7 protein-coding genes are annotated in these 5,875 nt (G+C 43.5%); all 7 read right to left on the reverse strand.

The window, feature by feature from the left end; translation table 11 throughout:
* Positions 1-169: 169 nt before the first annotated feature.
* Positions 170-877: a nicotinamide riboside transporter PnuC gene (pnuC, locus tag BQ7344_RS00010; RefSeq protein ID WP_199484358.1), complete on the reverse strand. Its 708-nt coding sequence runs from the start codon at positions 875-877 to the stop codon at positions 170-172.
* A gap of 97 nt (positions 878-974) precedes the next feature.
* Positions 975-1,475, reverse strand: coding sequence for a pyridoxamine 5'-phosphate oxidase family protein (locus tag BQ7344_RS00015; RefSeq protein WP_071143405.1), 501 nt, complete (start codon positions 1,473-1,475; stop codon positions 975-977).
* A 188-nt stretch (positions 1,476-1,663) separates the two neighbouring features.
* Positions 1,664-1,930 (reverse strand): prefoldin domain-containing protein, encoded by a 267-nt coding sequence (locus tag BQ7344_RS00020; RefSeq protein ID WP_071143404.1) that lies wholly within the window; start codon positions 1,928-1,930, stop codon positions 1,664-1,666.
* A complete protein-coding gene (locus tag BQ7344_RS00025; RefSeq protein ID WP_072520880.1) occupies positions 1,920-3,029 on the reverse strand; it encodes a relaxase/mobilization nuclease domain-containing protein in 1,110 nt (369 codons plus the stop codon). The genes BQ7344_RS00020 and BQ7344_RS00025 overlap by 11 nt, the downstream gene beginning before the upstream one ends.
* On the reverse strand, positions 2,990-3,310 hold the full coding sequence (locus BQ7344_RS00030) for a MobC family plasmid mobilization relaxosome protein (RefSeq protein WP_021638906.1): 321 nt from the start codon (positions 3,308-3,310) through the stop codon (positions 2,990-2,992). Before BQ7344_RS00030 ends, BQ7344_RS00025 begins: the two co-directional genes overlap by 40 nt.
* 4 nt (positions 3,311-3,314) lie before the next feature.
* Positions 3,315-3,476, reverse strand: a complete 162-nt coding sequence (locus tag BQ7344_RS16250) for a hypothetical protein (RefSeq protein ID WP_004614779.1) — start codon at positions 3,474-3,476, stop codon at positions 3,315-3,317.
* Between the two features lie 858 nt (positions 3,477-4,334).
* Positions 4,335-5,741, reverse strand: coding sequence for a repa (locus tag BQ7344_RS00045; protein ID WP_072520881.1), 1,407 nt, complete (start codon positions 5,739-5,741; stop codon positions 4,335-4,337).
* Between the last annotated feature and the right edge of the window lie 134 nt (positions 5,742-5,875).

Consider the following 5,875-nt stretch of genomic DNA (forward strand, 5'->3'; position numbering starts at 1 on the left):
CCTCTCGCCTTGACCGCTAATCTTATCAATAGGTTTTTGCACCTTTTTCTCTCAAGTATAAGGGAGTGCCTTTTTGGTGTCAATACCTACACCTCACTCCCTCTCGCCTTGACCGCTAATCTTATCACTACAGTATTTTACCTTTTTCTTCGTACCGACAAACTGGAATTTACATTATGCTCACAACATTAGTTATTTCTTGCTGTCTGGTTTTCATTTTTCTCCAACTTACAAATCCGTATATATCATTAGCAAAGAACGCAATAAAACATACTACCACCGAAACATATCTAATATCATACAGACTTGCCAATATCCATAATATAATCAAAACAATATCATTGGCAGCGTATGCCAATGCAAAATACGGACTTCTCCTAAAGGTAAGGTATACTGCAAGAAAACTTGTTGTTACCGATATAGTGCTCGGGATGATGTTAGCTGTATTAAAACACTTCAAAATCAAATAGAATAGAAATGTAACAACAAATGTCACAATCCACATACAGACATTTTCTCTTTTTCCAATGCTATTAACTTTAACCTCCGCTTTGTTTCCGTTATACGGATTCTTCAGCCATGATATTAAGGCAAAAATTGCCATCGGCATTGTCATTCCAAGATATGTAATCATCTCCCCATAATACGAAAAGGTATATGAAATAATCCCATACAGCAAACTGAATACAACCATAAGTAATTGTCCAAACGGATTTCCCTTTGCGTTAAATATCAAAGATGTTACTCCTATTAGCGATGCACACAAAGTCATATAATTTATTCTGTCAAAAACACAGAATGAAATTATAATAACCATTACAGAAGAACTCCACAAAACAATTTCACTTTTTGAAAAATAGTCCTTAAACTCTTTCATAATAACCTCCAAAAAAATAAGCATCCGAATATACATCTTCAAAGACCTAACGATGTACAGTCGAATGCTTTACGCATCTACTACCCGGTGGCAGTGCTTATTCTTTATCAACTTTTTTCATTTTAACCAGGTCAATTGCTTCTTTACCAGTCAGGTGTTCAATTGTCATTTCAATGATTGCCATGTTTCTGATAGAAGAATCAATTTCTTTAGGAATTCCATCTTTGTAATCTGCTGAATATTTCATAAAAAGCAAGGTTGCAATACGACGCATTTCATTCATATCTTCTACAAGATGTACTTTACCGAACGCAATGACGCTTCTGAAATATGTAGTATATTTCTCCGGCACAATATGATCTTGATCAATTACGCAAAAAGATGCTTTTTCATGTTTAATAATTGCATCAATTTTGTGTCCGCTTTTAGCAGAATGGAAATACAGTTTTCCATCTATATAAACATAGCTTATAGGAACGGCGTATGGATAATCATTATCTCCGATTAACGCTAAAGTTCCGCTTGTATTTCTGTTCAAAATTTCTATAGCGGTTTCTTGTGGCAATAACTGCTTAAATCTTCTCATTTCTCTAAACATGGTTCTTCTCCTTTTAATGTTATAAAAGAAAAAGCATTTGAATGCACATCTTCAAAGACCTAACGATGTACAAACAAATGCTTTACGCATTCACTACCCGTTGGCAGTTTTTATTCTATATTAACATTATCTATTATAATAAATAACACCTCAAAAAACAATAGAAAATTCTAATTTATCACTCTTTTTTACTTTCCAAACAAGCTATATGCCAGCATAAGAAACACTAAAATATTGCAGACCATACCGCCCCAAAACAGGTACAACTTCAAGCCCTCATATCTGAAAAAGCTGTTCTTACTTTCCTCCAGCTCCCGGATCTTCTGCTTCATCACGCTCGTAAGTGTATCAGACTGCTTCTCAAGAAGCTTTGTAGCCCTCTGTATAGCCTCTATATTCGCCTGTAACGCCTTTCTAACCTCTTGGACGGTGTTTTCCTTAACCTCATCTTTCAAGCTCCCAACCTCGTCCGATATAGCGTCTTGAAGCAACTCGTTGCTGTTCTTCAGCAGCTCTACGCTCTGCTTCAGCTCGCTGATGAGCTTCCTGTTCTGCTCTGCGTCTCTCTGCCTGTTCTGCTCTGCCCTTACTTGTTCTTGATTTGACTGCTTCATCAATTCCTCGCAGTTCTCGCTCGACATCGCCAACGCTTCTTTGAGCAGACTGTTTTCCAGCTCTGTCCGGCTCTGTCGGTTTAACTCTTGAAGCTGCTCTCTTGGACTGCTCTGCTTCTGCTGTTCGTGCATTTCTCTCAAACTCATGCTCAATGCTCTCCTTTCCGAAATCCATATTGTAGTATTTTTCCAGCTTGTTATCTCTGATTTTACAAGCCTTTTCTCCTGCCTGTTCCCTGGCTAAGTCGGTATATGTGATGTACTTATGGCTGTCCTGCCAGTCCACTCCGTACCCTCTTTCATTCATCAGCCGGATAAATGTTTCCCGGCTGGTCGCTGTTTCCTTACAATCCAGCACCGCAAGGGCAATATCCTGCACATAGCTTTTGACCTTTCCCTGCTCTGCCTGTTTCAAAAGCTGGTAGGTGTCTTTGCTCCATGCCACCGTTTCTTCCCGTACTTCTCCAGCAAATGTCTTTCCTTTCTCCGGCACATGCAAGCCCTGTTCCCGGCTCTGCTCGTTGCACCGTTCCTTTAAGTCTTTAAGGTCGTGCTTACTCCATTGGAGCTTATGACCGTTCTCATAATTTACGGAATTAACAATAAAGTGCGTGTGTATATGCCCCTTGTCTATATGCGTGGCTATCAGAACTTCATGCCCTTTCCATGCCTTTGTATGCTCTGCCAGCTCGACAGCGTTCTTGTGAGCCTGCTCCGGGGTTATTTCCTCGTCCTCATGGTAGGATTGCACATAATGCTTATAGGTTCTTCCGTCCGTCTTGCCCCACAGCTCCTTTGTGGCTTGCATTTCTTCCTTGACCGTCTCCGGCTCACAATGCAGACCGCTGACAAGCTTCTCCTCTGTCTTTTCTTTTTTCGTCACATAATCTATTGCGTGCCCTATGCCCGCCTTTGAAGATACCGCCTTAATGACTGCCATACTTTGTTCAGCTCCTCTCCATGCTTCCGCACTTCCGCTTCACTCGGCAACATTCCCCCCTCATTACACCGCTTTGCTATTTGGTTGAGGTTGTTCCCTATCCGTTTCAGTTCCGGGATAAGTTCTTTGATACCGTCCGTATTCACGATCTGCTTCTCCAGCACACAGGAAAGGATATACTCCTGCTGGTTCTTTCCACTCTCTAAAATCTTCTCCTGCAACTGCCGGTATTCTTCTTCACTTACTCGGAATGATAACTGCTTTGGTCTTGTCTTGTTCATACCCTTACCACTCCATATCCATGACATCAAGCAAGTCAAAGAAACGCTCCAGCGTCTTATTTTCCTTTTCTGCCGGGTTCTGTTTTACATATTTATCAATTACTTTCATCAGCTCCTGCACCTCGTATCTGTACTCAAACTGAATTTTATCCATTTCTTTTTTCATGCCTTTGACCTCTCTTTCTTCGGTGCTACCACCGTCACACTATGAGCCTTTCGGCTCTCTGAAAAGGGGGATTGAAGGGGGGCTTGCCACCCTCACAAGTTCTAAAGTGGTAACACTTTAGGGAACTTGCAATATATCCGCTACACATATTATAGCATGATATAAACTCTATATCAAGCGGATATATTCGTGCGTATATTCTGCCAAGAATATAGTGGAGCTTACTTCCTCTTGGGCGACTTTGGAAGTGTAGGAGGAAGACAGTCAAGGGCTTGTTTTTTATCTGCAGTATGAGCTTCGGCTTGCCGATCAGCGAGTACAGCAGATAAAAAATGGTCGCAGACCACCCTTTACTTTCTTCCGCCGGAACGGACAATGAAGCACAGGGGGGGAAGTAAAGGAACGGACGGACAGCCGTTTTCCCCTCCGGCATTATAGCCAACAAAAAAGAGTATCAAGGGTAAACGCTGCGGTCTATGACCGCCCTTGACACTCTTTTCCTTATGGCTTTGATAATAAACAAGGGGAAATGGCTTCTTGTGGCATTTCTGCCACTATGGTATAATGGGCGACGCTACCACCCCTATACAGGTACAGAAAGGGGGTGTGCCACCATGAGTATATTTTCGTCTTTCTTACTCTCTGTCTTGGCAAGTGTAGTCGCCTACTACATCTGCAAATGGCTGGACGGAGATAAATAGGCGGTAGCCAGCCTAAGGCATAAGCCACCTTGCCACAACGGAATAGAAAAGCCCCGGAGGTCGCAACTCCGGGGCTTTTTGCGTGCCACAATGAGCACTTTCGTCTTTCTTGCCTATTGGCATTATAGCATATGCCTTTCGGCATTTCAAGTATGCCCTACTTCCACCACTTATAAACCGTATGCTTTGCAAGTCCTGTCTCTCGAATGCAGTCCGCTTTCTTTCCTGCCGGGTGGCTCTCCTGCCATTCTCTGACTGTCCGCTCTGCTGTTGGTCTGCCCTCTTTTACTACTTCGCCTATAACTTTCATATCCTCTTTTTTTCGCCTTGCAAGATATAAATGAGCCTCTTGTTTTCTGTAATTTCGCTTATTTGCTGGTATCGTAACCTTTGTGTTGTCCTCTATCCATTCCCGGCTTGCTATCGTTGACAACCTTTTTCTGTCCCCTTTCAATGCCCGGAGAGCGTCTTTCACATCTGCCCGGCTGAAATGGTTGTCCTCGTCCTCGGTAAGGCTCTCTAAATGGTCCAAGAACGCATAGGCGTCTCTCCGTATCTTCTGCTCGGATATGCCACACTTCAAGCCATAAGAGCACAACGCCATAATAGAAAAGTAACGCCCTCCGGCTTTCACTTCCTCGGTTATTTTCCGTTTCCACCACTCATATAAAGCTTCGTTACATACCCACGTACCGCCCTGCTTCTTACTTTTCTGCTTCGGCTCTCCCTGCACGATCCGCTTCTCATACCATTCCGGGTACAGCTCCTTTGCTTCTTCCAGCGTAACGGTACTTTTTCTTCTCGGCTTCTCGTACAACGGAGCAAGGTCTACCTTACAGCACGGTATGCTGGCTTTTATGTCCTCCAGCGTGTAACGGTTCTCTGACAGCTTATAGGCTTTTACTGGGAAATCTGCACCCAGCTTCGACTGACTCCCCACACACCGGAAACCTTGATAAATTCCGGTTATATCCGGGCTGTCCGGACGGATAGAGCTGGTATCATTCCATAGCCGCCGGATAAAGGCTTCTTTCAGCTCCGCAAGCACTTCTTCCCGGTTTCGATACAACTGAACCGGCTCCTGCAAGAAATAGTAAAGATGTACCCCCTTGCCGGAGCTGACAAGATAAGTCGGACGAAGCTGCACACCATTCCCAAACTGCTTCAACAGGTTCTTTAACTGCTGTTTGCCTACATAATCCACATCCACCACCACCGCAAACAGCTCATGAGCGTTCTCTTTCGTGTGTGACTTCCCGTAAAAACTAATAGGCGGTATCAGCCCAAACCTATCTCCTATGACCTTATCCAGCATTTTCAGACTATCATCAATTACCCACTGCCGGGTTCTTCCTTTGCCGGACGGTCTAATCTGTGTCGCTATAATATTACCTTTTCCGTCCCCCGGGTCTTGCTGCAGACTACCAGTCGGAAACAACTCTCGATAGAAATCATGAGGACTTACTTCCGGGTATCCCCTCTCCAGCATAAGAGCTTCTTTCTCCCGATAAGCAGACTTCCACTCATACCCTCTTTTATCTCTCCTTTTGGTGTATTTTGCCATAGTCTTTTACACCTCACTCCCTCTCGCCTTGACCGCTAATCTTATCAATAGGTTTTTGCACCTTTTTCTCTCAAGTATAAGGGAGTGCCTTTTTGGTGTCAATACCTACACCTCACTCCCTCTCGCCTTGACCG

This window comes from Blautia sp. Marseille-P3087, from assembly GCF_900120195.1.
Taxonomy (GTDB): domain Bacteria; phylum Bacillota; class Clostridia; order Lachnospirales; family Lachnospiraceae; genus Blautia_A.